This window comes from Segeticoccus sp., assembly GCF_035708005.1.
Genome location: NZ_DASSTI010000174.1, coordinates 19,241 through 44,661, shown reverse-complemented (window position 1 = coordinate 44,661; position 25,421 = coordinate 19,241). Strand labels below are relative to the sequence as shown.

General features: G+C 72.5%; 21 protein-coding genes and 1 pseudogene. 15 read left to right on the top strand and 7 right to left on the bottom strand.

All coding sequences use genetic code 11. From position 1 onward, the window contains the following. Positions 1-120: 120 nt before the first annotated feature. Positions 121-1,959: an ABC transporter ATP-binding protein gene (locus VFL99_RS16625; RefSeq protein ID WP_325107473.1), complete on the bottom strand. Its 1,839-nt coding sequence runs from the start codon at positions 1,957-1,959 to the stop codon at positions 121-123. A gap of 1 nt (position 1,960) precedes the next feature. After that, positions 1,961-3,715, bottom strand: a complete 1,755-nt coding sequence (locus VFL99_RS16620) for an ABC transporter ATP-binding protein (RefSeq protein ID WP_325107472.1) — start codon at positions 3,713-3,715, stop codon at positions 1,961-1,963. A gap of 96 nt (positions 3,716-3,811) precedes the next feature. Between VFL99_RS16620 and VFL99_RS16615 the strand changes: the two genes are divergently transcribed. Genes VFL99_RS16615 through guaA form a run of 4 tightly spaced genes read left to right on the top strand, consistent with a single transcriptional unit; the run spans position 3,812 to position 7,979 of the window. After that, positions 3,812-5,131, top strand: a complete 1,320-nt coding sequence (locus VFL99_RS16615; RefSeq protein ID WP_325107471.1) for a YncE family protein — start codon at positions 3,812-3,814, stop codon at positions 5,129-5,131. Between the two features lie 51 nt (positions 5,132-5,182). Then, complete coding sequence (locus tag VFL99_RS16610) at positions 5,183-5,956, top strand: SURF1 family protein (RefSeq protein WP_325107470.1); 774 nt, start codon at positions 5,183-5,185, stop codon at positions 5,954-5,956. Next, on the top strand, positions 5,949-6,371 hold the full coding sequence (locus VFL99_RS16605; protein ID WP_325107469.1) for a DUF3817 domain-containing protein: 423 nt from the start codon (positions 5,949-5,951) through the stop codon (positions 6,369-6,371). Before VFL99_RS16610 ends, VFL99_RS16605 begins: the two co-directional genes overlap by 8 nt. A 30-nt stretch (positions 6,372-6,401) precedes the next feature. After that, the gene (gene guaA / locus VFL99_RS16600) at positions 6,402-7,979 is read left to right on the top strand and encodes a glutamine-hydrolyzing GMP synthase (protein WP_325107468.1); all 1,578 of its coding nucleotides are present in this window, start codon (positions 6,402-6,404) and stop codon (positions 7,977-7,979) included. 1 nt (position 7,980) lies between these two features. Here the strand turns inward: guaA and VFL99_RS16595 are convergent, their stop codons facing one another. Next, positions 7,981-9,306, bottom strand: coding sequence for a multicopper oxidase domain-containing protein (locus tag VFL99_RS16595; RefSeq protein ID WP_325107467.1), 1,326 nt, complete (start codon positions 9,304-9,306; stop codon positions 7,981-7,983). A gap of 207 nt (positions 9,307-9,513) precedes the next feature. Between VFL99_RS16595 and VFL99_RS16590 the strand changes: the two genes are divergently transcribed. From VFL99_RS16590 to VFL99_RS16565, 6 genes are all read left to right on the top strand, one after another. After that, complete coding sequence (locus VFL99_RS16590) at positions 9,514-11,916, top strand: phosphoketolase family protein (protein ID WP_325107466.1); 2,403 nt, start codon at positions 9,514-9,516, stop codon at positions 11,914-11,916. Further along, positions 11,895-13,055 carry an acetate/propionate family kinase gene (locus VFL99_RS16585; RefSeq protein ID WP_325107465.1) on the top strand — a complete coding sequence of 387 codons (1,161 nt, stop codon included), beginning with the start codon at positions 11,895-11,897 and terminating at the stop codon, positions 13,053-13,055. Before VFL99_RS16590 ends, VFL99_RS16585 begins: the two co-directional genes overlap by 22 nt. Positions 13,056-13,243: 188 nt before the next feature. Further along, entirely contained in the window at positions 13,244-13,417 is a 174-nt protein-coding gene (locus tag VFL99_RS16580; protein WP_325107464.1) for a hypothetical protein, read from the top strand. 25 nt (positions 13,418-13,442) lie between these two features. Then, positions 13,443-14,282: a phosphatase PAP2 family protein gene (locus tag VFL99_RS16575; RefSeq protein ID WP_325107463.1), complete on the top strand. Its 840-nt coding sequence runs from the start codon at positions 13,443-13,445 to the stop codon at positions 14,280-14,282. A gap of 167 nt (positions 14,283-14,449) precedes the next feature. Next, on the top strand, positions 14,450-15,757 hold the full coding sequence (locus VFL99_RS16570; RefSeq protein WP_325107462.1) for a MurT ligase domain-containing protein: 1,308 nt from the start codon (positions 14,450-14,452) through the stop codon (positions 15,755-15,757). Positions 15,758-15,765: 8 nt separating this feature from the next. Then, positions 15,766-16,494 (top strand): type 1 glutamine amidotransferase, encoded by a 729-nt coding sequence (locus VFL99_RS16565; protein WP_325107461.1) that lies wholly within the window; start codon positions 15,766-15,768, stop codon positions 16,492-16,494. A 233-nt stretch (positions 16,495-16,727) separates the two neighbouring features. Here VFL99_RS16565 and VFL99_RS16560 read toward each other — a convergent pair whose 3' ends face one another. Both VFL99_RS16560 and VFL99_RS16555 read right to left on the bottom strand, forming a co-directional pair. Further along, positions 16,728-17,819: a lysylphosphatidylglycerol synthase transmembrane domain-containing protein gene (locus tag VFL99_RS16560; RefSeq protein WP_325107460.1), complete on the bottom strand. Its 1,092-nt coding sequence runs from the start codon at positions 17,817-17,819 to the stop codon at positions 16,728-16,730. Beyond that, positions 17,816-18,637, bottom strand: a complete 822-nt coding sequence (locus VFL99_RS16555; protein WP_325107459.1) for a PIG-L family deacetylase — start codon at positions 18,635-18,637, stop codon at positions 17,816-17,818. The genes VFL99_RS16560 and VFL99_RS16555 overlap by 4 nt, the downstream gene beginning before the upstream one ends. A 71-nt stretch (positions 18,638-18,708) precedes the next feature. Here VFL99_RS16555 and VFL99_RS16550 point away from each other — a divergent pair, with 71 nt between their 5' ends. Next, positions 18,709-19,884: a glycosyltransferase gene (locus tag VFL99_RS16550; protein WP_325107458.1), complete on the top strand. Its 1,176-nt coding sequence runs from the start codon at positions 18,709-18,711 to the stop codon at positions 19,882-19,884. Continuing rightward, positions 19,881-20,621 (top strand): NUDIX hydrolase, encoded by a 741-nt coding sequence (locus tag VFL99_RS16545; RefSeq protein WP_325107457.1) that lies wholly within the window; start codon positions 19,881-19,883, stop codon positions 20,619-20,621. Before VFL99_RS16550 ends, VFL99_RS16545 begins: the two co-directional genes overlap by 4 nt. A 13-nt stretch (positions 20,622-20,634) precedes the next feature. Here VFL99_RS16545 and VFL99_RS16540 read toward each other — a convergent pair whose 3' ends face one another. Together VFL99_RS16540 and VFL99_RS16535 are read right to left on the bottom strand one after the other, a co-directional pair. Next, positions 20,635-20,991, bottom strand: a complete 357-nt coding sequence (locus VFL99_RS16540) for a hypothetical protein (RefSeq protein ID WP_325107456.1) — start codon at positions 20,989-20,991, stop codon at positions 20,635-20,637. A 2-nt stretch (positions 20,992-20,993) separates the two neighbouring features. Then, complete coding sequence (locus VFL99_RS16535; RefSeq protein ID WP_325107455.1) at positions 20,994-22,409, bottom strand: PspC domain-containing protein; 1,416 nt, start codon at positions 22,407-22,409, stop codon at positions 20,994-20,996. A gap of 136 nt (positions 22,410-22,545) precedes the next feature. Here VFL99_RS16535 and VFL99_RS16530 point away from each other — a divergent pair, with 136 nt between their 5' ends. The 3 genes and pseudogenes from VFL99_RS16530 to VFL99_RS16520 form a co-directional block, all read left to right on the top strand. Next, a complete protein-coding gene (locus tag VFL99_RS16530; RefSeq protein ID WP_325107454.1) occupies positions 22,546-23,904 on the top strand; it encodes an ATP-binding protein in 1,359 nt (452 codons plus the stop codon). Next, positions 23,897-24,565 (top strand): response regulator transcription factor, encoded by a 669-nt coding sequence (locus VFL99_RS16525; RefSeq protein ID WP_325107453.1) that lies wholly within the window; start codon positions 23,897-23,899, stop codon positions 24,563-24,565. Before VFL99_RS16530 ends, VFL99_RS16525 begins: the two co-directional genes overlap by 8 nt. Further along, positions 24,538-25,389: pseudogene (locus VFL99_RS16520) on the top strand (phosphatase PAP2 family protein); the annotation flags it as partial. The gene VFL99_RS16525 and the pseudogene VFL99_RS16520, both read left to right, overlap by 28 nt. Between the last annotated feature and the right edge of the window lie 32 nt (positions 25,390-25,421).

Here is a 25,421-nt window from a genome sequence, read left to right as displayed (position 1 = left end):
TCGGACCGACGACCCGGTCTGTGGCGTTTCGCCCCCCGACAACGCCGCGACACGCCACAGACGAGGTCGTCGGTCGGCCATCGGGGTCCGGTCAGCGGGCGTCCGGCCATCGGGGTCCGGTCAGCGGGCGGGATGGGTCTCCGGGCCGACCGCCGTCGCCGGGTCGCCAGGCGCGGTTCCCGACGGGGACGGGCCGGACGGCTCGTCCCGCCAGGACCGCCACAGGGCGGCGTAGGCGCCGTCGGCGGCGACGAGCTCCTCGTGCGTGCCCAACTCGCTGACCTCGCCGTCCTCGACCACCGCCACGCGGTCGGCGTCGTGCGCGGTGTGCAGCCGGTGGGCTATCGCGACCACGGTGCGGCCGCGCACGACCGCCGCCAGTGACCGCTCGAGGTGCCGCGCGGCCCTGGGGTCGAGCAACGACGTGGCCTCGTCGAGCACCAGCGTGTGCGGGTCGGCCAGCACCAGGCGGGCCAGCGCCAGCTGCTGCGACTGTGACTCACCCAGCCGGTGGCCGCCGCTGCCGACGACCGTGTCCAGCCCGGCGGGCAGCTCGGCAGCCCAGCCGTCGGCGTCGACGGCGCGCAGGGCCGCCCACAGGTCCTCCCGCCTGGCCTCGGGACGCGCCAGGCGCAGGTTGTCATCCAGCGTGCCGACGAACACGTGGTGCTCCTGGGTGACCAGGGCCACCTCACGGCGCAGCCGGTCGAGCTCGAGGTCGACCAGCCGCACGCCGCCGACGTCCACCCGTCCTTCGCGGGGGCCGTCGATGCCGGCCAGCAGCCGGCCCAGGGTGGACTTGCCCGCGCCCGAGGGACCCACGACCGCCAGGCGCTCACCGGGACGCAGGTCGAGCGACACACCACGCAGCACATCGCGGCCCGCGCGGTAGGCATACCGCGCCTCGCGTACCTCGATGTCCCGGCCGTGCGGCTGCTCGTCGGTCGCTTCCCGGTCCGGCGGCACGTCGGCGATCCCGATGACGCGCGCCAGCGACGTGGCAGCGACCTGGATCTCGTCGAGCCAGCTCAGCAGCTCATCCAGCGGCCCGGTGAGCTGCTGCAGGTAGAGCACGACCGTCGTCACCGTGCCGATGCTCGCGTGCCCGGTGGAGACGAGCCAGCCGCCCCACAGCAGCGCACCCGCCACCGGCAGCAGGTAGGCGAAGTCCACCTGAGGGAACCACCACAGCCGCAGCTTCAGGGTGTACTTCTCCGCCGCGAAGCACCCGCGCACCGCCTCGTCGATGCGCTGCCGACGGCGCTCCTGCAGCGACAGCGCATCGACGGTCCGGGCCCCGTCCACCGTCTCGGTCACGACCCCGTTGGCGACGGCATACGCGGCACGCTCGGCGAGGTAGCCGTCCGGAGCCAGCCGCAGGTAGCGCTTGGTGGACCACCAGATGATCGGCACGCCGAGCACCATGGGCAGGGCCACGAGCGGCCCAGCCGCGACCGCTGCCACCGCGGTCAGCACCGTGGTGACGACGGCCACGAACATCGCCGGGATTCCGAACCGCACCACGTACGAAAGGGATTCGACGTCGTTGGTGGTCCGCGACACCAGGTCCCCGGTGCCGGCGCGCTCCACCGTCGACAGCGGCAGGGCCGTGACCCGCGCGACGAACTGCTCGCGCAGCTCGGCGAACACCGTCTCGCCCATGACGACCGAGGCCCGGCTCGCCGCCCACGTCAGCACCGTCTGGAAGACCACGGCCACGGCGATCACGAGCGCCAGCTCGTCGACGAACGACCGCGACGTGCCGTGCGTGACACCGTCGACGAGCATGCCGACGAGCCGCGGCGCCACGAGCCCCGCCAGGGCGGCGAACGCGTGCAGGCTCACCACCGTGCCCAGCGTGCGCCCGTGCTCGCGCACCATCGCCGCCGTGTGCCGGCGGACGGACCGCATGTCAGCCACCGGCAGGGTGCGGCTGGTCGGTTCGACCGTGAGTGCCATGTCAGTCCTCCTCTCCTCGCGTCACGACGCGTCGGTATGCCGGGCAGCTCACCATGAGCTCGTGGTGGGTGCCGGCCGCCACCGCTCGACCGTCCTCGATGAGGACGACCTCGTCGCAGTGGTCCAACAGCAGCGGGCTCGCGGTCATCATGACCGTGGTCCGGCCCGCGCGGGCCGCCGGCAGCCGCTGGGCGATGCGCGCCTCGGTGTGGGCGTCCACCGCGCTGGTCGGCTCCACCAGGACGAGGACCTCGGCCTCGGTCAGCAACGCCCGCGCGAGCGCGATCCGCTGCCGTTGGCCGCCGGAGAACGACCGGCCGCGCTCCTCGACCGGGCTGTCGAGTGCGGCTTCGAGGGCGCCGCCGTCGAAGGAGCCACGAGACGATGCCGCCAACGCCTCGAGCACGTCCTCGCCGCTGGCAACCGCGAGCGCCAGCAGGATCGCGGTGTCGTGGTGCCGGCCACTGGGGTCGAGCTCCTCGCGCAGCGTCCCCGTGAACAGGCGTGGGTCCGGTTCACTCACCACGATCCGGGACCGGACCTGCTGCACCGGCACGGTTGCCAGCGCCGTGCCGCCGAGGGTGGCGGGGGTCGGTTGCGGGCCGAACCGGCCGAGCCGGTCGGCCAGCGCGGCGGTCTCGGCCGGCCGCGCCGACACCAGCGCCGTGAGCCGGCCCGGGTGGATCGTCACGCCGCTGTCGGGGTCGTGCAGCGGCCCGTTGCCGAGTTCCGTTTCCGCAGGGGTGGATTCGTCGTCCCGGGTGTCCGGCTCCACGGCGAGCACGCGGATGACCTTGCGGGCCGCGATGAGGGCACGCGTAGCCCGGTCGGCGAACTCGGTGGCCGTGCGCAGCGGGATCACGAGGAACGCCGTGTAGCCGTAGAACGCCACGAGCTGGCCGACCGAGATGCTGCCCGTCAGGGCGAACCGGGCCCCCAGCCAGGTGACCAGGACCACGAAGCAGCCGGGGAGCAGCACTTGTGCGGCCTCCAGCGTCGCCTGCACCGCCGCGACGTGCACGCCGACCCGGCGCACCTCCTGGCTCTGGGCGACGTAGCGGCGCAGGAAGGTCTGCTCACCGCCGATGCCGCGCAGGACCCGCAGTCCCGCGACCGTGTCGGCCCCCAGCGTGGTGAGCCTGCCGGACTCCTCGCGCTGGTGCGCCTGCCGCTGCTGCAGCGGGCGGACGATGAGCGACAGCGTGCCGACGAGCACCGGCACGCCGAGCAGCACGACCAGGCCCAGGGGCACCGACTGGCTCAGGAGGACCACGGCGACCACCGCATAGCTGACGACCGCGCCGCCAAACCGCGCGGACACGTCATACAGGCCGCCGAGGCGCACGGCGTCGGAGGCGACGGTCGCGACGACCTCCCCGGTGGGCATCGTGCGCGGCAGTGCCTCACCCGCGCGGGCGCTGTGGTGGCCGATGAGCTGCATGCAGCGGAACGCCGAGCGCAGCCAGTTCTCCACCGAGTAGCGGTGCCGAGCGGCCCCCGACAGCGCGCTGAGGACGCCGAGGGCAAGGAGCGCGCCGCCCCACAGGAGCAGCGCCCTGCTGTCGTGCGCGACGATGCCATCGTCGATCGCGCGGCTCACCGCGGCGGGGAAGAACGCCTGACCGACCATCCAGACGACGCCGAAGCCGAGCGCCAGCAGCTGGGTACGCCACTGGCCCCCCAGGACCCAGAGCAGGAACCGCAGTGGGCTGCGCAGGTCGGGGGTCCCCGGGTCGTCGTAGGGAAGGTTCCGCATCAGACCGACCACGCTATGCCGCGTGGGTGCGCCGATTCGACTGAATTTCCCCGTACCCTAGGCTGCCGGACACTCACCCTCCGGACGGAATTGATCGTGCACCTCAGACAGGAAGCCGTCTTCCGGCGTCGCCGGCGCGCCGCCGCCCTCGTCGTCCTCCTCCTGGTCGCCGCCCTGGTCGTGGCCGGCGGCACTCTCGCCTCCCTCGTGCGTGACGACGGCCCCGCCGTCGCGCAGGGCGGCCCCGGCCACCGGGTAGCGGGCAGCCCCAAGGGGACCGGCCGCTCCGTCGCGCCGTCGCAGCGTCCGTCGGCGAGTCCGTCGCCCTCCGCGAGCCGGGGGACGCAGGCGACCACGGAGGGCCACCGCAGCGACCGGACCGTGCTCACCCGGGTGGACCGGATCACCGGGGCGATCACGCCCAAGTCGGTCGTGTCCTCCCAGCACGGCATCGTCATCGCAAACAACATGATGTACAGCCACACGGTGACCGCCTACGACGCCAGGACCCGCAAGCTGCTGGCCACGATCCCGGACTCGGTGGACCTGTCGGCCTTCGGCGTGAAGGGTCACCCCGGCATCTCGCAGGGGGCACCCGTGGAGGGGGCGTTCACCAAGGACGGGCGCTACGCCTACGTGTCGAACTACTCGATGTACGGCAACGGCTTCGGGCCGCACGGGCTGGACGTGTGCAGCCCCAAGGACGGCTACGACGCCAGCTACCTCTACCGGATCGACACCACGACCATGTCCGTCGACCAGGTCATCAAGGTGGGCGCGGTCCCGAAGTACGTGGCCATCACCCCGGACCAGAGCAAGGTGCTCGTCACCAACTGGTGCGACTACACCCTGTCCATCGTCGACCGGGCGACGGCCCGACAGGTGGCGACCGTCAAGATCGGCCCGATGCCCCGCGGCATCGCGGTCGCCCCGGACGGGCGCACCGCCTACGTGACGGCGATGTGGACCAACCACGTCTACCGGGTGGACCTGGTCCACCCACCGAAGCAGGCGCCGATCTTCGTCTCCCCGGGCGACCGGATGCGCCACCTCGACATCTCCCCGGACGGCCGCTGGCTGTACGGCGTGAGCACCGGGGACAACGCCGTGTCCAAGATCGACACCCGCACCGGGAAGATCGTCGACACGGCGACCACCGGCGCCGAGCCGCGCAGCATGGCCATCTCGCCGGACGGTCGCGCGCTGTACGTCGTGAACTACAACGAGGCCACGATGACGAAGATCCGCACGTCCGACATGACGCCGCTGGGCACGGTGAAGACCGACATCCACCCGATCGGCGTCACCTACGTACCGGCCACGCACTCGGTCTGGGTGGCCTGCTACGGCGGCAGCATCCTCGTCTTCGACGACGACACGCCGGCCCCGGCGGACGGCGTCAAGAGCCCCGCCTAGCCGCCCGGCGGGCGGCACGGAGCACCCAGTCCGATCACGTAGCCTGAGGGCGTGCTCCGGACGGCCCTGCGACCCCGCATGCTGGGGTTGCTGGCGCTCGTTCTGGCCAGCATGGCGGTCATGTCCGGCCTGGGGGTGTGGCAGCTCGGCGTCGCCCGCGACCACGGACGGGTCAACGCCATGAAGGCGGCCGAGGCCCGTCCGGTCACCCCGCTCACCACGGTCGTCGGTCCGCACCAGCCGTTCCCCGACAACGGCTCGCTGCGCCGCGTCACCGCCACCGGCCACTACGACTCCTCGGGCCAGGTGCTCGTCACCCCGCGCCGCCTGCACGGCAGGACCGGCGCGTGGGTGGTGACCCCGCTGGTCGTCGACGCCACCGGCGCCCGCCTCGCCGTCGTCCGCGGGTTCGTGCGCAACCCCAGCCAGGCCCCGCCACCGGCCGCGACCGGAACCGTGACGGTGACCGGCGCGCTGGCCCCGGGGGAGGAGCCGAGCGACCAGAGCCTGCCGAAGGGTCGGCTGAGCACCGTGGACCTGCCGCTGCTCCTCGACCGCTGGGGCGGCGACATCTACAACGCCTTCGTGTTCGAGCTGCACGAGAAGCCGGCCGCGACCGCCGCCTCCTCGACGCTGCAACGGGTGCCGCCGCCCGTGCCCACCGTCCAGCTGGACAAGCGCAACGCCGCCTACGCCCTGCAGTGGTGGGTGTTCGCCGCGTTCGCCGGCTACATGTACCTCCGCGTCCTCCGGGACGAGGCCCACCGCGAGCAGACCCCCGCTCCGGAACCCGCAACACACACGAATGAGAGAGCACATGTCTGAGCAGGCCCGCCCTGCCGCCCGTCCCCTCGACGTCGGTGCCGCCCGCAAGGCGCTCGGCTTCTTCAAGGTGATGGCGACCCTCGCCGGTATCGCGCTGTTCATCCTGGTGATCGTCGTGATCATCCACTACGGCTTCCACAACCCCAAGCCGTCGAACGCGTGGAGCCCCATCCACGGCGTCATCTTCTTCGTCTACGTGGTCTCGGTGGCCAACCTGGGCTTCAAGATGCGCTGGAACCTCGTGCGCATGGTGCGGATCATGCTCGCCGGCGTCGTGCCGATCCTGCCGTTCTTCGTCGAGCGCAAGGTCGCCGCCGAGGTGGAGGCCGAGCTCTCGACGGCCGAAGGCAGCCAGCCCGCCCGCCCCGAGCAGGCCCCGCAGAGCCAGCTCCGCACGGGGGACCAGCCGGACTGAGTCCGGTATGCCGGCCGGTAGCCTTGCGTCGTGAGCGAACCCCTGCAGTCCAAGCCGGTGCTCGTCGTCGACTTCGGGGCGCAGTACGCGCAGCTGATCGCCCGCCGGGTGCGTGAGGCGGCGATCTACAGCGAGGTCGTGCCGCACACCATGCCGGTCGGCGCGATGCTCGCGAAGGACCCCGCCGCGGTGATCCTCTCCGGAGGCCCGTCGTCGGTCTACGCCGAGGACGCGCCGGGGCTCGACGCCGCCCTCCTCAAGGCCGGCGTGCCGGTGTTCGGCATGTGCTACGGCTTCCAGGCGATGGTCCAGGCGCTCGGCGGCGAGGTCGCCCACACCGGGCTCGGCGAGTACGGCTCGACGCCCGCGGAGATCAACGACACCGACTCCACCTTGTTCAACGGGCAGCCGGACGAGCAGTCGGTCTGGATGTCCCACGGCGATTCGGTCACCCGGGTGCCCGAGGGCATGCGGGTCACGGCCGCCACGGCCGGCACCCCGGTGGCCGCCTTCGAGGACGACGACCGCCACCTCTACGGCGTGCAGTGGCACCCCGAGGTGGTCCACTCCACCTTCGGGCAGCGGGTGCTGGAGAACTTCCTGCTCCGCGGGGCCGGCATCGAGCCGGACTGGACCCCGGAGAACGTGGTCGACGAGCTCGTCGACCAGATCCGCGAGCAGGTCGGCGACGCCCGCGTGCTCTGCGCCCTCTCCGGCGGCGTGGACTCCTCCGTTGCGGCCGCGCTCGTGCACAAGGCGGTCGGGGACCAGCTCACCTGCGTCTTCGTCGACCACGGCCTGCTCCGCCAGGGGGAGGCCGAGCAGGTCCAGAAGGACTTCGTCGACGCCACCGGCGTGGACCTCGTCGTCGTGGACGGGCAGGAGCGCTTCTTGTCCGCCCTCGAGGGCGTCTCCGACCCCGAGCAGAAGCGCAAGATCATCGGCCGGGAGTTCATCCGGGTCTTCGAGCAGGCGGCCCGTGACGTCGTGGGCTCCGCCGACGCGGAGGGCCACCCCGTGGAGTTCCTCGTCCAGGGCACGCTCTACCCCGACGTGGTCGAGTCCGGCGGCGGCGCGGGCGCCGCCAACATCAAGAGCCACCACAACGTCGGCGGCCTGCCCGAGGACCTGCAGTTCAAGCTCGTCGAGCCGCTGCGGACCCTGTTCAAGGACGAGGTCCGGCAGGTGGGTCTCGAGCTCGGCGTCCCCGAGGGCATCGTCTGGCGCCAGCCGTTCCCGGGACCCGGCCTCGCGATCCGCATCGTCGGCGCCGTCACCGCCGATCGCCTGGCCACCCTGCGCGCCGCCGACCAGATCGTCCGCGAGGAGCTCAGCGCCGCCGGGCTCGACCGGGAGATCTGGCAGTGCCCGGTGGTCCTGCTCGCCAACGTCCGCAGCGTGGGCGTCCAGGGCGACGGGCGCACCTACGGGCACCCGGTCGTCATACGGCCGGTGTCCTCCGAGGACGCGATGACCGCGGACTGGACGCGGGTGCCGCACGAGGTGCTCGCGCGCATCTCCACCCGGGTGACCAACGAGGTCCCCGAGGTGAACCGGGTGGTGCTGGACGTCACCAGCAAGCCCCCGGGCACGATCGAGTGGGAGTAGCTCAGCCCAGCACGTGGTAGCGGGTGACCATGCCCGCCGTCAGGTGGTCATTGACGTGGCAGTGGAACAGCCACACGCCGGGGTCGTCGGGGACCATGTCCGCGGTGATCATGGTCGCCGGCATCAGGCTGACCACGTCCATCCGCATGCCGCCGACCAGGGCGTCGTTGCCGTGCCAGTGCGGCGTGTGCAGGTCCACCTCGGTGCCCATCGACATGAGGTACCAGCGCACCCGCTCGCCCTTGCGCAGCGTGAGCATCGGCTGGTTGCCGTAGACGTAGCCGTTGATGGAGTGCATGAGGTTGGACTCGTGGAAGTCGTCGTCCTCGGGGTCGACCGACTCGGTGGTGAAGCGGCGGATGTTCTCGGCCAGGTAGGCACTGCTGTTCTCGTCCATCACCGAGAACAGCTCGAACACCTCACGGTCCACGTCCTTGGGGCTGCCGTCGGCGCGGGCCATCCCCGGCGCGGTGATCACCATGAACCCCTGCAGCCCGGAATAGGTGTCGGAGACCTCGTCGGTGTGCGAGTGGTACATCCACATCACCGAGGAGCCGTCGTGCGGGCCAGGGCCGGCCCGGTCGGGGACGAGCCAGGTGTAGGTGTGCTTGCCGCCCCGCGGGACCGCGTCGTCGTAGGTGTCCTTGCCCGAGGTGTTGTCCGCGTAGGGGGCACCCTCGGAGGCCTTTTGGTAGAAGACGCCGTGCGGGTGGACGCTGGCGCCGATCGAGCAGCCGTTGCGGAAGACGACCGTGATGGTGTCGCCCACCGCGGCCCGGATCACCGGGCCCGTGAAGCCCAGGTAGGCGTCCCGCGGCGCCCGAACGGTCCGGTGCCGGAAGGTGCCGTCGGTGTACTGCCGGTACAGGCACTTCACGTAGCGCGTCCCGATCCGCTGTGGGCCGTGCCCGACGAAGACGCCGGCGACGTCGTCGAACGGCTTGCCGGTGATCTCGTTGCGCCCGCGTGGTGCGTAGTCCCACACCACCTCGTCGGCGCCGACGTAGTAGGTCCGCACCGTCCCGCTCGGGTGGAACGGTCGGCCGGCCACCTGCTTCCAGTAGTCCGTCGTGCCGGCGGACGAGCCGGGCATCGAGCCGGACCTGCTCGTGGCCTGGTGCTGGCCGGAGGTCATCGTGTGCTGGTGCTGACCGGCGGAACGTCCCGGTGGCTTGGCCTTCTCCACCCGCCCCTGCTGCCCCGCCGACGCGGGTCTCGCACGGTGCACCTCGTTGGGCGGTATGACGGCCGGTGCCGTGTCCAGCGCACAGGCGCCGGTCACGGCCGTGCCGAACAACAGGACCAGAAGGAGGGTGGTGAGCTTCATGGCTGCCTCCAGCGGAAGGAAGACCGGCCAGGGTCATGGCTGCCTTCGCTCGGAACGTAGCGCCGAGAGGTATGCCGACACGCACGATTCCGCGGAATTGCACCGTGGCGCCCGGGCGGCTACCCCGCCGCTGCGCGGCGGCCGGGCGAGCGCGCTGGGCCGGACTTTCCCCTAGAGAACTTCCCGGCGCCGTGGTGGCATGGGCACATGTCGTCCGAGACGTCACCGGAATACGCCACCGAGGGGCTGGAGCTGGACCTGCGCTGGTGGGCCGCGGCGAACTACCTGACCGTGGGGCAGATCTACCTGCAATCCAACCCGCTGCTGCGCGAGCCGTTGACCGTGGCGGACATCAAGCCCCGCTTGCTGGGCCACTGGGGCACCAGCCCCGGGTTGTCGGCGATCTACACCGTCCTCAACCGGGTGATCCGCGAGACCGACAGCGACTGGCTGTACGTCACCGGCCCGGGGCACGGCGGGCCGGCGCTCGTGGCCAACGCGTGGCTCGAAGGGACCTACTCGGAGGTGTACCCGCACGTCGGCGACGACGCCGAGGGGATGCGCCGGCTGTTCCGCCAGTTCTCCTCTCCCGGTGGGGTGCCCAGTCACGTGAGCGTGCAGACGCCGGGCAGCATCCACGAGGGCGGCGAGCTGGGCTACGCGCTCATCCACGCGGCCGGCGCGGCGTTCGACCACCCCGACCTGATGGTCGCCTGCGTGATCGGTGACGGCGAGGCGGAGACCGGGCCGCTCGCGGCATCCTGGCGGCTGCCGTACTTCCTCAACCCGCGTCGCGACGGGGCGGTGCTGCCGATCCTGCACCTCAACGGCTACAAGATCGCCGGCCCGACCGAGCTCGGTCGTACCAGTGACGAGGACGTCGGGGCCTTCCTGCGCAGCCAGGGCTGGGAGCCGGTGTTCGTCGAGGGCGACGATCCGCGACAGGTCTTCCCGGCCCTGCACGAGGCGATGCGCAGCGGGCACGCCCACATCCGCGAGCTGCAGCAGTCGGCGCGCGCCCGCGGCGGGCCGAGTGAGGCGGTGCGCCACTCGTGGCCGATGGTCGTGCTGCGCACGCCGAAGGGGTGGACGGGTCCGAAGGTGGTGGACGGCCACCAGGTCGAGGGCACCAACCTGGCCCACCAGGTGCCGTTGGCCGGCCTCGCCGACAACCCCGAGCACCTCCGGATGCTCGAGGAGTGGATGCGCTCCTACCACCCGGAGGAGCAGTTCGACGGCGACGGGCGCCTCGTCCCGGAGCTGCGGGCGCTGGCGCCCGCCGGCGACCGACGGATGTCCGCCACGCCCTACGCCAACGGCGGGCGCCTGCGCGAGGAACTGCCGTTGCCGGACACGGCGAAGTACGAGGTCTCGCTCGACGCGCCGGGCCGGGTCTGGTTCGAGAACACCAAGTCCTCCGGGGAGTTCCTGCGCGACATCTACGCCGCCACCACGAGCAGTGACGGAGGAGGCAGCTTCCGGCTGTTCTGTCCCGACGAGACGGCGAGCAACCGGCTGCAGGCGGTGTTCGAGGTGACGGACCGCTGCCTGATGACCCCACCGAGGCCCACCGACATGCAGGTCGGTCCGGACGGCCGGGTGATGGAGGTCCTCAGCGAGCACCTGTGCCAGGGCTGGCTGGAGGGGTTCACGCTCACCGGGCGGCACGGCGTGTTCGCCACCTACGAGGCGTTCGCGATGATCTCTGCCTCGATGGCGGTGCAGCACACCAAGTGGCTGCAGCACGCCCAGACGCTCCCGTGGCGCGCCTCGGTGTCCTCGCTCAACGTGCTGCTGACCTCGACCTGCTGGCGCAACGACCACAACGGCTTCTCCCACCAGGGCCCCGGCTTCATCGACGCGCTGCTGCCGCTGGCGCCCGGGGTGGTCCGGGTGTGGCTGCCGCCGGACGCGAACACCGCGCTGTCGATGATGGACCACTGCCTGCGCAGCACGGACCACGTCAACCTCATCGTCGTGGACAAGCAGCCCCACCTGCAGTACCTCACCCTCGAGCAGGCCAACCGGCACTGTGCCGCGGGCGCGGGCATCTGGCAGTGGGCGAGCACCGCACAGGCGGGGGAGGTTCCGCACGTCGTGCTCGCCTGCGCGGGTGACGTCCCCACCCAGGAGGCGCTCGCGGCCGCCGAGCTGCTCGCCGAGCACGTGCCCGACCTCAAGGTGCGCTTCGTCAACGTCGTCGACCTGATGGCGCTGCTGCCGGAGAACGACCACCCGCACGGCTACTCCGAGAGCCAGTTCGAGGGGCTGTTCACCGCCGACCAGCACGTCGTCTTCGCCTTCCACGGCTACGCCCGCGCCGTGCACCAGCTCATCCACGGCCGCAGCCACCCGGGGCGGTTCCACGTGCGCGGGTTCAGCGAGCAGGGGACGACCACGACGCCGTTCGACATGGTGGTGCTTAACCGGATGAGCCGGTTCCACCTCGCCAAGGAGGCCCTGCGCCGGGCCAGCGTGCGCCCGGCAGGCTGGGACCGGCTGCTGCGGCTGTGTGACGACCGGCTCGCGGAGCACGAGGTCTACGTCCGCGAGCACCTCAAGGACCTGCCCGACATCGCCACCTGGACATGGTCGGGCCTGCCGGGGTGAGCGGCCCGGTGCTCGTGCTCAACGCCGGGTCCTCCTCGGTGCGCTGGCAGCTGCTCGACCCGACCGACGGCACCTCCCTGGCCGGTGGGCACGTCCAGGACATCGGCGCGACCGGCCCCGCCGACCACGAGGCCGCCGTGCGGGACGCGCTGGAGGACCTGTCCCGCCAACGTCCCGACCTGGCCGACGCAGGACCGGCGGTCATCGGTCACCGCGTGGTGCACGGCGGCCCGCGCTTCCACGACCCGGTCCTCATCGACGAGGCGGTCCTCGCCGACATCGCGGGCCTGGAACCGTTGGCGCCGCTGCACAACCAGGCCAACCTCGCCGGGATCCGCGCCACCATGACGGTGTTTCCGCACCTTCCGCAGGTGGCGGTCTTCGACACCGCCTTCCACCACACCCTGCCCCCGCGCGCCAGGACGTATGCCGTCCCACTGGAGTGGCGTGATGCGCACCACGTCCGTCGCTACGGGTTCCACGGCATCTCCTACGCCTACGTGTCCCGCCGGACGTGCGAGCTTCTCGGCCGGGAGCCGGCGGACACCAACCTGATCGTGTTGCACCTCGGCAACGGTGCCAGCGCGTGCGCCATCGCCGGCGGGGCCAGCGTCGACACGTCCATGGGGTTGTCGCCGCTGGAGGGGCTGGTCATGGGCACCCGCTCCGGCGACGTCGACCCGGCGATGGGCGCCTACCTGGCGCGGGTCGAGGCACTCGACCCTCCGGCATACGACCATGCCCTGAACTTCGACAGTGGGCTCCTGGGCCTGGGCGGCTCCAGCGACCTGCGTGAGGTGGAACGCCGCTGCGTGGAAGGGGACCTGAACGCCGCGCTGGCGCTGGAGGTGATGACCTACCGCATCCGCAAGTACCTCGGCGCGTATGCCGTCGCGCTCGGCCGGGTCGATGCCATCGTCTTCACCGCCGGCATCGGCGAGCACAGCATCGACGTGCGGGAGCGGGTGCTGTCAGGACTGCAGGTCCTGGGCGTGCAGCTGGACCGTGCGGCGAATGCCGACGAAGCGCGAGCGGAGCGCCGGATCACCACTGACGCCAGCGCGATTGCTGGCTACGTCGTCCCCACCAACGAGGAGTGGGAGATCGCCCGCGCCTGCGTGCAACTGCTGTCCGCCTAGACCGTCGGCCCGCCGGAGGTCGGCCCGGGCGCGGTCGGGCACGATGCGTTGGGCGCGGCCGACGGGTGTGGTGTCCGTTGCCATGCTCAAACGCCTGTTCGGCTCGAGAGATCAAGGGCTGCTGTGCCTTTCCTCCGAGGACTTCCCATCGGCCCGCCCGACGCTCGGATGGTTGAGACAATCGGGACATGTCCCGCACCGACCGAGCGGAGCCGCCGCGTCCGTATGACACGGAGACCAAGGTGTACCGCCGGACCTGGCACCGCCGCGCCCGCGCCTTGGCGCGCAGCGCCCTGCGCCGCGGAGACCACGAGGCGGCCGAGCAGCGGCTGCGCCGGACCCAGGGGTGGATGACCTGGTGAGCCGGTGGGATGACCTGGTGACTCGATGCTGCTGACTGAGGTGCGCGCTCGCGCCCGGACGACACGGGAGGTGTGGCTCACCGCGGCCGCCCTGGTCGTCGGCGGCGTGGTCGCGGTGGTGGTGCTGGTCCACGTGGCCGTGGGCACCGCACGTGGGCAGCGCTGGGACGAGGCCGCGCGGTATGCCGTGAGCGGCCCGCCGGCGACGGTGCACACCCTTGTCGAGGCCATGAGCATGGTGTCCATCGGGACGGTCGGCGCCGTGCTGCTCGTGTGCGGCCTGGTGGCCCTCGTCCAACGGCGGATCGCGCTGGCGCTGACGGCGCTCGCCCTGGTCGCGGGCGCGAACGTGACGACTCAGGTGCTCAAGTACATGGTCATCCACCGACCGGACCTGCTCGGTCTCGGCATCCAGAACTCGCTGCCGAGCGGGCACACGACGGCGGTGCTCTCCCTGGCCATGGCCGCTGTGCTTGTCGCCCCGGCGAGGCTGCGCGGTCTGGTCACCCTGGGCGCAGCCCTGGCCGCGACCCTGGTCGGCGCGGGCACGGTGATCGCCCGCTGGCACCGGCCGAGCGACGTGCTGGCGGCGACGGCGGTGTGCGCGGTCTGGGGCGGCTTCGCCCTCCTCGTGCCCCTCGTCTGGGAGCGGCTGCGACGACCGAGGCTGCACAGTGGGACCCACCACGTGGCGGCGTTGGCCGGCGCCGGTGCTGTCGGCGCGCTCGTCGTCTCGTGGGGCGTACGGCCCAGCCGTGGCAGCAGCGACCTGCTGCTGGCCGCCGCCTCCTTGGGCGCCATCGGTGTCGCGTGCGTTGCCGTGCTGGGCGCCTTCGGCTACGCGGTGGACCGCTCCTGGGGTTGACGAACGAGGGGCCCGTCAGGCCGAAAGCGGCAGGATGAGCGATGGAGAGGTGAAGGGGCAACCTGTCGTCGAACGCCACCCTGCTGGGAGAACGCTGAGCTCCACGCGGCCCGCGCCGCTGCACGCCACCACCAGGGGTGGCGACGATCCTCACGTACAGTTGCCGCGTGCTCAGGACCCTCAGGAGCTCGGCAGCAGTCGCGGCGGGGAAGGCCACGCGGGTGGCATCTCGGCTGCGCGGTGGCGGATCGGCGCTGCCCGGTCTGGTCGTGGAGAAGGTCGATCCCGCCTTCCTGGCCCACGCGCTCGCGGACCTGCCGCAGGGCGTGGTCGTCGTCAGCGGCACGAACGGCAAGACCACCACGACCCGGATGCTCGTGGCGATCCTGCGTGGGCACGGACTGCGGGTCTTCACCAACCCGACCGGCAGCAACTTCACCCGCGGGGTGATCTCCTCGATGATCAGCGAGCTGCCGCTCTCGGGGCGGCTGGACGCCGACGTCGCGGTGCTCGAGCTCGACGAGGCGCACGCGCTGAGGTTCGCGGCGACGGTCCGGCCCACGCACACCCTGCTGCTCAACGTCGCTCGCGACCAGCTGGACCGGTTCGCGGAGATCGACCACACCGCGCAGCTGCTCGGCTCGCTCGCGGAGCACACGACGACCGGGGTCGTGCTCAACATGGACGACTCCTTCATCGCCCGGGTCCGCGACCAGCTCGACCCCGGCGTCGCGGTGCGTTGGTTCGGCGTCGATCCGTCGATCGCCGACCGGCTGCCCGAGCTGCAGGAGGCCGACGTCCGCTTCGACGACCCGGCCCAGGCACCGGACCCGGAGCCCTCGACCGGGCTGCTCGCCCCCGAGGACGAACGCACCTTCCGGATCCGGTTCGGCGACGGCAAGGACGTCGGACCGCTGGAGCTGCGCCAACGCGGCCTGGCGGCGATGATCAACGCCACCGCGGCGACGACCACGGCCCGGCTGCTGCTCGATGGTGGCTTTCGCGCCGACTCGGCCGAGCAGGCGCTGCGCGAGGTCACCCCGCCCTTCGGCCGCGGCGAGGTCATCGACGCGGACGGGCAGCCGCTGGAGCTGGTCCTCGTCAAGAACCCGGCCGGCTTCACCGTGGCCCTCGGAACCTACGGCAGGACGCCGGTCGCGTCGATGATCGCGATCAACGACAACTACGCCGACGGCCGCGACGTGTCCTGGCTCTACGATGTCGACTTCGCCAGCCTCCGGGAACGCGGGGTGGCGCTGACCAGCGGTGTGCGCGCCTACGACATGGCGCTGCGGCTGCAGTATGACGACGTGCCCGTCCAGGAGGTCGAGCCCGAGTTGGACCGCGCGCTGGAACGGTTCCTCACGGCATACCGGGACGAGCCCAAGCGCATCTTCTGCACCTACACGGCGATGATGCGGCTGCGCCGCAACCTCGCAGCGCGCTACGGACTGGCCGGGTTCGGGGAGGAGTGATCGGCGGTATGACGAGCAAGGGCCGGATCAACGTCGTGCACCTCTACCCGCGGGAGATGAGCATCTACGGCGACCTGGGCAACACCCGCTGCCTGGCCTCGCGACTGCGCTGGCACGGCTACGAGGCCGAGGTGCGCCAGCACCACCCGGGCCACCCGTTCCCCGAGGACGCGCACCTGGTCGTCGGCGGGGGAGGGCAGGACTCCGGGCAGGCCCGGGTCGAGGACGACCTCGCCCGCAACGCCGACCTGCTGCGGGCCCTCGCCGAGGACGACACCCCGATGCTCATGGTCTGCGGGACCTACCAGCTGTTCGGCCGGTCCTTCACGACCGTGCAGGGGACGGTCCTGCCCGGCTTGGGCATCCTCGACGTCACGACGAGGGGCAACCCCAAGCGGATGATCGGGCCGGTCGTGCTCGAGACGGACTACGGCGAGGTCGTCGGCTACGAGAACCACTCGGGTTCCACGATTCTCGGTGAGGGGCAGCGGCCGCTCGGCAGGGTCCGCCACGGCAGTGGCAACAACGGGAACGACCGCACCGAGGGTGCGGTGACACGACAGGTGCACGGCACCTACCTGCACGGTCCGGTGCTGCCGGCCAACCCGGCGCTCGCCGACGCACTCATCGCCGCCGCAGTCCGCCGAGCCCTCGGTCGTGACTTCGAGCCGGCGCAGGTCGACGACACGATCGCCGACACCGCCCGCACCCGCCAGGTCAAGCGGCTGGTCGGCTGACGGCGCGCCGGGCCGGTTCGCGGTGCAGAAGTCGGCACGCGGCCGAGGTGGTCCCGGGGTCGGGCCGGGCGAGGGTGCAGAAGTCGGCACGTGGCCGAGGTGGTCCCGGGGCCGGGCCGGGAGAGGGTGCAGAAGTCGGCACGCGGCCGAGGTGGTCCCGGGGCCCGGCCGGGAGAGGGTGCAGAAGTCGGCACGTGGCCGAGGTCGGAGTGGGGGACGGGGCAGCATCCGCCTCAGCGCACGAGGGTGGGGCGGCGGTCGGACTGACCGGCCCGGCGCCGGCGGCCCACCGCCCACGCCAACCACCCGAGCGCCCCGAGCGGCAGCTCGGCGAGGTGGCTGTAGAGCGAGAACAGCACGACCCCCGCCACTGCCGCGGTCGGGTGCGCTCCCCACGAGGTGAGCACCAGCGCCGTCCCGGTCTCGGTGAAGCCGAGTCCGCCGGGGGTGATCCCGACCGCCGTGAGCAGCCGGCCCACGGCGTAGGCGGCGAACACCTGCGCGGGCGAGAGGTGCACCCCCACGGCGGCGAGGCAGAGCCAGAAGAGCAGGAAGTACAGCCCGAAGAACCCCACCAGGCCGCCGGTCATGGCGGCCCACCCCGTGTGCACGACGCTGGCCATCCGGCGGCGCAGGTCGGCGATGAGGGCGTCGATGTTGACGTCCTTGCCCTTGCGCAGCCGGCGGGACAGCGGCGTCAACGCGACGTCCAGGGCGTGTCCGACCCGGTTGGCGGTGGCCTCGGAGGCCACGACCCCGACGAACACGGCCAGCAGCGCCGCCCCGCCGACGGCGCCGACGAGACCCCCTCGCACCACTGCTGACGGGAGACTCACCGGGGAGGCGATCAGGACCGCCAACCCGACCACCGGCAGCGCCACCCGGGCCAGGATGTTCCAGACGCCGCTGACGATGATCGAGGTGGAGATGTCCCGCCGGCTGAAACCCCAGGAGCGGCACATCAGGTAGGTCACCGCCACCCCGGCGGCCCCTCCGCCGGGCAGCAGGTTGCCGACCGCAGAGCCGGCCACGTTGACGACGAGTGCTCGGGGGTGCGTCAAGCCGGGCAGCGACCCGGTCAGGGTGAACGTGTAGGCCCACAGCCCTGCGAGCATCAGCACGAACAGGCCCACGGCGGTGGGGAGCCCGACGGTGCCGATGGTGTCCGCGACATGTCCCCACGACGTCGAGGTGAGACGGGGCAGGGCGACGCCGAGCAGCACACCGGCCAGTGCGAGACCGAGGACGACCTGCACGACGCGGCGCACCGAGGGGCGGCCGAACGGTGCCGAGCCAGGCTCCTGGGAGGTCGGTTCGTTCCTCACGGGAGCCCCGCGAAGACGTCGGTGCGGATGCGGCTGCCGGCCGGGAGCGAGGGGTCGATGAACCACTCCCGGCCGAACACGACGTCGTAGAGCGGCCGCGGGATCCGTAGGAAGGCGGCCAGTGTGCGGTCCGCGTCGCCGTCCACGGCAGCTTGGGAGGCGTGGGCCCGCATCGCCGCGCGCTTGGCGCCGGCGAACCGTCGCACGTCGATCCGGTGGGTGATGGCCGACCGCGGGCTGTAGGCCTGCTCGAACGAGGTGGGGTCGAACTCGGGCGGGAACCGGTAGACGCGCCCCGCCAGCCGCAGCGCCCGGCAGATCGTGTCCCGTGGCACCGTCGCCTCCAGCACACGCGGCGTCCCGGCGAGCTGGGCCGCCCGTGCTCCGACGCGGTGCACGTGCACGTGGTCGCGGTGGCCGTAGCCTCCCCGCTGGTCGTAGCTCAGCAGCACGTCGGCGCGCTCCTCACGCAGGATCTCGGCGAGGCGCCCCGCGGCCTCGTCGATCCCCGCGCGCACGAACCGCGTCCGTCCCGGCGGGTCGGGGCGGATCTCCCCGACCATTCCGCTGTCCGCGTAGCCCAGGTGCTCCACCCGGGCCACCCCCAGCGCGGTCGCACTGCGGCGCAGCTCCTCCAGTCGGTGGGCACCGAGGTGACCGTCACCGGCATACAGCTGCGAGGTCAGGCCGAGGTCACCGTCGGTGGCGACCACGAGCACCACCCGGTGTCCCTCCGCCGCGGCTCGCGCCATCGTCCCCGCCGTCAGCAGGGCCTCGTCGTCCGGGTGCGCGTGGAACGTCACCAGGGTCCGTCCCATGTCCCTCCTCTCGTGGCTGCTGTGCTCCCCAACCCACTGTGGCGGCCGGGGTCCGTGCGAGGCTGGGCCCCGTGAAGGTCGCCCTGCTCACCGATTGTTACCTGCCCAGGCTGGGAGGCATCGAGGTGCAGGTGCACGACCTCGCCGTGCGCCTGCGTCAGCGGGGGCACGACGTGCATGTCTTCACCGCCGCGCCCGGCCCGAACGGGGAGCGCCACGGTGTCATCGACCGCCTCGACGGCGTCCCGGTGCACCGGTTGGCGCTGCGGCTGCCGTTCGAGCTGCCCGTCAACCCGCTGGCGCCGCCGGAGCTGGGTCGGCGACTGCGCCGGGGCGGATTCGACGTCGCCCACGTGCACACCGGCGTCGTCAGCCCGTTCGCGACCGACGCGGCCCGGGTGGCGCACCGGCTCCGGCTGCCGACGGTGATGACCTGGCACTGCATGCTCGGCGTCAGCGAACCGGCGTTCCGGCTGCTTCCCCGGCTGCGTCGCTGGGCGCGCGAGGGCGTCGCCATGACGGCCGTCTCGCAGGTCGCGGCCGCCTCGGTCCAGCGGGTCCTCGGCGACGCCGGCGAGGTCACCGTGCTGCCCAACGGGATCGACGTGGACCGTTGGGCACCCGAGGTGAGGGAGGGCACCCACCCGCGTGCCGGCATACCGCCGGCGGGGGAGGTGCGGCTCGTCTCGGCCATGCGGCTGGCGGCCCGCAAGCGGCCGATTCCCTTGCTGCACATCGTGCGTCGCGTGCGCCAGCTCGTGCCCGAGTCGGTGCCGCTGCGCCTCGACGTCCTCGGCGAAGGGCCCCAGCGCGCCCGCACCGAGCGGTATGCCGAACGCCACGGGATGGCGGCCTGGGTGCACCTGCCCGGCCGGGTCACCCGTGCGGAGCTGCACCAGCGGTACGCGGCGGCGGACCTCTACCTCGCGCCGGGGCTGATGGAGTCGTTCGGGATCGCCGCACTGGAGGCGCGCACGGCCGGTCTGCCGGTCGTGGGTAGGCACCAGAGCGGGATCAGCGAGTTCGTCGAGCCGGGCGTCGGCGGACTGCTCGCGCCGGACGACGAGGCGATGGCGGCGCAGGCCGCCCAACTGGTGACCGACCCGGACCTGCGGGCGCGGTTCCGCCGGCACAACAGCACAGTGCCGCCGGCACAGAGCTGGCCGCACGTCCTCGACCTGGCGGAGGGGGAGTACGAACGCGCCATCGCCCACCCAGCCGTGCGCCGCGGGACGGTCCGGCGATGAGGTCGGTGCCCGACCAGCCGCCAGGCGTGGAGCTGGTGGCCGAGGACGAGCAGGGCCGGGTGCGGGCGCGTTCACCGCTGCCCCACGGCGCGGACCCCGTCGACGTGCTGCACGCGCTGGGCTGGGCGGTGGTGCGGGTCCGCTCGGCGCAGCAGTCGCCCGACGCCCACCGCCTGCTGCGGCTGCGCTTCCAGGTCCGGCCCGTCGGCGACGTGGCCGAGCGGGAGGAGCCGCCCGAGGCTGACCTCGCCGGTGGCGCGGTCCCGCGGGACGCGGACCTCGTGCTCGATGAGGGGGAGCGGCTCGTGGTCTTCCAGCGGGTGGCCGCCTACGCGGTTGTCGAGAGCCCATGGGGCGTCCTCATGTCGGAGGCGTCCGACCGGACGAATGCGCCGGGGACGTGGGCCCTGCCCGGTGGCGGGATCGACCCCGGCGAGGAACCGGCCGACGCCGTGGCGCGCGAGGTCTGGGAGGAGTCCGACCAACAGGTCGAGGTCGGGGAGCTGCTCCTCGTGCAGAGCCAGCACTGGGTGGGCCGAGCGCCCGGCGGGCGGGCCGAGGACTACCACGCCGTCCGGCTGATCCACCGCGCCCGCTGCTCGCGGCCGAGCGACCCCGTCCTCAACGACGTCGGCGGGACCACCCGGTCGGCGGCGTGGGTGCCGCCGACCGAACTGGCCGCCCTGCCGATGTCGGACAGCTGGCGCGCCGCGCTCGTCGAGCTGGGCCTGCTGTGACCGCATCGCTGCGTCAGCGTTGGTGCGGCTCCCGACGGTCCCGCAGCAGTCCCAGCGCACCCACCGCCAGCAGCACCACACCGGCGCCGACGATGACCGCCGGGCCCGAGCCGGACCAGGTGAGGCCGACGAAGCCGGTGACCTGACGGGCGATCGCCAGCGCCGCCACCGCGAGGCAGACGAGTGCCATGAGGATCGTCGGGGCGTGGGGGCCGCGCGCCCGCTCGGTCGGGGGTTCGGCCCATGTGGCGGGCGCCTCGATCCGCTCGGTCGGGGCCTCCATCCGGGAGGGCAGCTCGATCCGCTCGGTCGGCACCTCGTCGCCGGCATCGTGCGGGAGGCGCTCCTCCGGTCGGTCCTGCTCGGTCATGGTCACTCCTTCTCCACCCGGACGGAGCCGATGCCCACGTCCGCGGTGATGGTCAGTTCGGTCGGCCCACTGCCGACGGTCAGCCGTCGGTCGGCGTTCACGCCGCCGTTGTCGGTGCCCTGACCGGAGCCGGCGGCCACGCTCGTCGGCACGTGGATGTTGCCGACGCCGACGTGGGCGTCGACGGCCGTCGTCACGTCGTGGGGCACGATGACGCGCAGCTCGCCCATGTTGACCGAGGCGTGCACGGTCCGGTTCCGCAGCGAGTCGGCAGGCACGTTGCTGAGGTCGAGGACCCCCTGACCGGCGCCGAGCGAGTAGTTCGCGTCGGTCGTCAGCGTCGTCGGCGCCCAGGTCCGGTTGGTGACCTCGGGACTGAACGACATGCTCCGGGGAGCGACGCTCGCGACGAGCGCCACGATGATCCCGACACCGGCGACGAAGCTCACGAAGCCGCCCTTGCGCCCCGCCAGACCGGCGACCAGCAGGAACAGCCCCACGGCGCCCAGCGCGGCGGCGATGCCGACGGACCAGGCGTTGCCCGGGATCCCGTAGTAGTCGTTGGCCCACTGCACCCCGCCGTAGGCCACCAGTCCGAGCCCGACGGCGACCACCAGGCCGAGGAAGCCGACCGAGCGGCGACGCGGGCGGCGCGGCAGCACTGCCGGCGCCGGACGTGCCGGCTCCCACGCGGGGGCCCCCTGCGGCCCTCGCGGAGGCGTCGGTGCACTCGGCCCCGCCCCGGGCTCGCGGCCGGCGGGCGCGTGACCCCATTCCTGGGTCCGCTCGCTGAACCGCTGGCCCCACTGGGCCGTGTTGTCACCCATTCGTTGCCCCCACTGCGCGGCGCGGTCACCGGTGCGCTTACCCCACTGGGCCGCCTGGTCGCCGACGCGCCGGCCCCACTCCTCGGCGGTCTCGCCGCGCCGGGGCTGGCCCGGGGCGCGGCCGTGGGCGTGGGCCCAGACCCACCAGACGATGAGGCCGAGGATGACCAGGCCGCCCCACGGCACGCCGTTGCCCCAGTTGCCCCACCACCAAGGGAACCCGCTGAACAGCACGAGTCCCGCGATGACGAGCAGCACCACCGATCCGGCGTCGCCGTCCCGCAGTGCCCGCTCCGCGCTGATCTCGCCCTCGGTGTCCGGCAGCAGCACCCACGCCACCAGGTAGAGCGTCACGCCGAACCCGAAGATGAGGCCGAGCAGGATGAAGGCGGCGCGGGTGATCAGCGGGTCGATGCCGAGGCGGTCGGCGAGCCCCGAGCACACGCCGCCCAGCCACTTGTCGTTGCGGCGTCGGTGCAGACCGAGCCCGCGCAGGCCACCCCAGAACCGGTCCAGCCAAGACGGCTCTCCGGTGGGTGGGTCTTCCCGGTAGCCGGTGCCCGGCGTGCCGGAGGTCGGTGGTTGTGTCATGGCACCAGCCTGCGGGAGCCGGCGCGGCGCTGCCATGAGGGTCGACCCTGAACGACCCCTGAGGGTGCCCCTGAAAGGTGCCCGGACGACCCCGAGGAGGGTCGGAACGGCGCCTCGCGTGAGCGAGGATAGGGCCATGGACAGCACGGGACAGCCGTCGCGGCCGCCGCTGGTGCGGCCGCCCGACGGACGGTGGGTCGCCGGGGTGTGCGCCGGCGTCGCCGAGCACTTGTGCGTGCCCGTCAAGGTGGTCCGCCTCGGCTTCGTCGTCGCGGCCCTGGTCGCGGGAGCGGGTCTGGTCGTCTACGCCTTCCTGTGGGCGCTGACCCCGACCGGTACCGCCGCACTCGCCATTCCCGCGCCGCCGCACCGTACGGCGCCGACCAGCACGGGAGGACCGACCACCGCAGGCGCCTCCACCACGGGGGAGGCACGACCCCCGAGAGAGGCGCTGAGCACCACGACCACCGCACGCTCGGGCGCCGGCGAGGAGGCCATGCGCAACGTCCTCATCGGCCTCGCGCTGGTCGTCGTCGGCCTCGCGCTGTACCTGCAGGTCCAGGGCGTCAACCTGCGTCTCGGCCTGCTCATCCCGCTGCTCGCAGTGGGCACCGGCGCGGTCCTCGCGTGGTCCCGGCTCGACGACGCCGAACGGGACCGGTGGCTGTTCGCCCGCCCCGGCCAGCGGCGGGAGTCGTTGGTGCGGTTGGGCATCGGTGTCGCGCTCGCAGTGGTCGGTCTGGTGGCGCTCGCCACCCAGGGGCGCGGGCTGGCCGGGCTCTGGGACGCCGGCGTGGCCGCGCTCGCCGTGCTCGCCGGGGTCGCGTTCCTCATGGCCCCGTGGGTGCTCCGGCTGTGGAACGACTACCGCACCGAGCAGACCGAGCGCATCCGCGCCACCGAGAAGGCCGACATCGCCGCCCACCTGCACGACTCCGTCCTGCAGACGCTCGCCCTCATCCAACGTCGCGCCGAGGACCCCGCGTCGGTCGTGCGCCTCGCCCGCGCGCAGGAGCGGGAGCTGCGCTCCTGGTTGTATGGCGGACCCGCCGGTCCCGAGTCCACCCTCGCCTCCTCCGCCACGCAGGTCGCGCACGAGGTGGAGGACCTGACCGGGGTGCCCGTCGACCTGGTCGCGACCGGGGACCGGCCGCTCGACGAGCACGGGACCGCGCTGGTGCGTGCCCTCCGGGAGGCCCTGCTCAACGCGACCCGGCACGGCAGGCCGCCGGTGTCGGCATACCTGGAGGTGGGGGCCGACCGGGTGGAGGCGTTCGTGCGCGACCACGGGCCGGGGTTCGACCTCACCGACGTGCCGCAGGACCGGCTCGGCGTGCGCCAGTCGATCCTCGGCCGGATGGAACGCCACGGCGGGACGGCGAAGGTGCGCCGCCTCGAGGACGGCACCGAGGTGTCGCTGACCCTGCCGACCGCCCCGACCACCCCAGCGAGACCCACCGCACCGAAACCGACCGAGGAGCACGTCCGTGACTGACCCGATCCGCCTCGTCCTCGTCGACGACCACCGCATGTTCCGGTCCGGCGTGAAGGCCGAGCTCGACCCGGCGCTGCAGGTCGTGGGTGAGGCCGCCGACGTCGACAACGCGGTCGCCGTCGTGCGCGACACCCGTCCGGACGTGGTGCTGCTCGACGTGCACCTTCCCGGCGGCAACGGCCGCGGCGGCAGCGACGTGATCAGCGGCTGCGCGGGCGTCACCACAGCGGCCGGCGGCCCGGTGCGCTTCCTCGCGCTGTCGGTCTCCGACTCGGCCGACGACGTCATAGCGGTCATCCGGGCGGGCGCCAGGGGTTACGTGACCAAGACCATCAGCGGGGACGACCTCAGCCGCGCGATCCGACGGGTCGCGGACGGCGACGCCGTGTTCAGCCCGCGGCTGGCCGGCTTCGTCCTCGACGCGTTCGGGGCCGCAGCCGGGGAGGTGGCCGAGGTCGACGAGGAGCTCGACCGGCTGAGCGCCCGGGAGCGGGAGGTGATGCGGCTCATCGCCCGCGGGTACCAGTACAAGGAGGTGGCCAAGGAGCTGTTCATCTCGGTCAAGACGGTCGAGACGCACGTCTCCTCGGTGCTGCGCAAGCTGCAGTTGTCCTCGCGGCACGAGCTGACCGCGTGGGCCATGGGCCGGCGCCTGCTCTAGACCTCTTGGCAGTTCCGCAGTTCCGCAGTTCCGCAGTTCCGCAGTTCCGAAGTTCCGCAGTTCAGGGGGAGGGCGACGCTAGCGTGGCGGACGTGAGTCGAAGCGATGAGCTGGTGGCCGGGGACCACCCGGGGGCGGCCACGGAGCGTGCAGTCGCGACCTCGGGCTGGGGGCGGTGGCTGGAGCTGCCGGCGTTGGGGGTGCTCTTCGGGCTCTATCAACTCGTGATCCACCTGCTGCCGCCACGGTGGGTGACGGCGCAGGTGCACGCGGCGCAGCTGTGGGCGGCGGAGCGGCACGTGCACCTCGCGGTCGAGCTCGACCTGAATCGCTGGGTGTCCGCGCACACGGTGTTCGCGGTGGCCTCGGGCGTCTGGTACTCGCTGTTCCACTGGGCGGTGACCCCGGCGGCGCTGATCTGGGCGAAGCTGCGGGCCAGCCGGCAGGACTTCGTGGTCGCCCGGGACACGCTCATCGCCGCGAACGTCGTGGCGCTCGTCGGTTACGTGAGCTTCCCCACGGCGCCGCCGCGGCTGGTGCCCCACGCCGGGTTCGTCGACACCCTCATCGCCTACGCGTCCTACGGCTGGTGGGACAACGACTCGGCACTGAGCAGCTCCGGCGAGCTCGCGAACCAGCTCGCCGCGATGCCCTCGATGCACGTCGGCTGGGCGGTGTGGGTGGCACTGGTGGCGCTGACGATGGTGCGGCGCTGGTGGTGGCGAGTGGCGGCAGTCACCTACCCCTGCGTCACCGCCGTCGATGTCGTCGCCACCGCCAACCATTGGCTGCTCGACGTGGTCGTGGGTGCTGCGGTCGTGCTCCTGTGCTGGTGGGGTCGTCGCGCGCTGAGCCG

What these genes read in the sequence shown, in the direction of transcription:
- VFL99_RS16625 (WP_325107473.1), bottom strand. Translation starts at nt 1,959, where the DNA reads ATGGCACTCACGGTCGAACCGACCAGCCGCACCCTGCCGGTGGCTGAC.
- VFL99_RS16620 (WP_325107472.1), bottom strand. Translation starts at nt 3,715, where the DNA reads ATGCGGAACCTTCCCTACGACGACCCGGGGACCCCCGACCTGCGCAGC.
- VFL99_RS16605 (WP_325107469.1), top strand. Translation starts at nt 5,949, where the DNA reads ATGTCTGAGCAGGCCCGCCCTGCCGCCCGTCCCCTCGACGTCGGTGCC.
- VFL99_RS16595 (WP_325107467.1), bottom strand. Translation starts at nt 9,306, where the DNA reads ATGAAGCTCACCACCCTCCTTCTGGTCCTGTTGTTCGGCACGGCCGTG.
- VFL99_RS16590 (WP_325107466.1), top strand. Translation starts at nt 9,514, where the DNA reads ATGTCGTCCGAGACGTCACCGGAATACGCCACCGAGGGGCTGGAGCTG.
- VFL99_RS16585 (WP_325107465.1), top strand. Translation starts at nt 11,895, where the DNA reads ATGGTCGGGCCTGCCGGGGTGAGCGGCCCGGTGCTCGTGCTCAACGCC.
- VFL99_RS16580 (WP_325107464.1), top strand. Translation starts at nt 13,244, where the DNA reads ATGTCCCGCACCGACCGAGCGGAGCCGCCGCGTCCGTATGACACGGAG.
- VFL99_RS16575 (WP_325107463.1), top strand. Translation starts at nt 13,443, where the DNA reads ATGCTGCTGACTGAGGTGCGCGCTCGCGCCCGGACGACACGGGAGGTG.
- VFL99_RS16565 (WP_325107461.1), top strand. Translation starts at nt 15,766, where the DNA reads ATGACGAGCAAGGGCCGGATCAACGTCGTGCACCTCTACCCGCGGGAG.
- VFL99_RS16555 (WP_325107459.1), bottom strand. Translation starts at nt 18,637, where the DNA reads ATGGGACGGACCCTGGTGACGTTCCACGCGCACCCGGACGACGAGGCC.
- VFL99_RS16545 (WP_325107457.1), top strand. Translation starts at nt 19,881, where the DNA reads ATGAGGTCGGTGCCCGACCAGCCGCCAGGCGTGGAGCTGGTGGCCGAG.
- VFL99_RS16540 (WP_325107456.1), bottom strand. Translation starts at nt 20,991, where the DNA reads ATGACCGAGCAGGACCGACCGGAGGAGCGCCTCCCGCACGATGCCGGC.
- VFL99_RS16535 (WP_325107455.1), bottom strand. Translation starts at nt 22,409, where the DNA reads ATGACACAACCACCGACCTCCGGCACGCCGGGCACCGGCTACCGGGAA.
- VFL99_RS16530 (WP_325107454.1), top strand. Translation starts at nt 22,546, where the DNA reads ATGGACAGCACGGGACAGCCGTCGCGGCCGCCGCTGGTGCGGCCGCCC.